Below are 253 nucleotides of genomic sequence, written 5' to 3'. Positions count from 1 at the left end.
CTCGACGGTGAGCGGCGCGCCGCGTTCCTTCCAGTCGGGGAACAGCTCGGTGATCGCGCGCGGGTCCATCACCGCGCCCGACAGGATGTGCGCGCCGATCTCGGAACCCTTCTCGAGCACGCACACGCCGATCTCGGTGCCTTTCTCGGCGGCCAGCTGCTTGAGCCGGATCGCCGCCGACAGCCCGGCGGGGCCGCCGCCGACGATCACGACGTCGTATTCCATCGATTCGCGCGGGCCGTATTGCGCGAGC

At 70.4% G+C, this 253-nt stretch carries 1 protein-coding gene; it reads right to left on the bottom strand.

Going from position 1 to position 253, the window contains the following annotated elements; translation table 11 throughout:
• On the bottom strand, positions 1–225 hold a 225-nt coding region (locus R0J88_RS21915), incomplete at its 3' end, for an NAD(P)/FAD-dependent oxidoreductase (protein ID WP_410901164.1).
• Positions 226–253 lie beyond the last annotated feature (28 nt).

Origin of the sequence: Pseudoalteromonas sp. SIMBA_162 (genome assembly GCF_046535955.1) — a bacterium.
GTDB classification, from domain to species: domain Bacteria; phylum Pseudomonadota; class Gammaproteobacteria; order Enterobacterales; family Alteromonadaceae; genus Pseudoalteromonas; species Pseudoalteromonas marina.
Note: the sequence above shows the minus strand (reverse complement) of the source record. Positions and strands in the feature narration are given on the sequence as shown.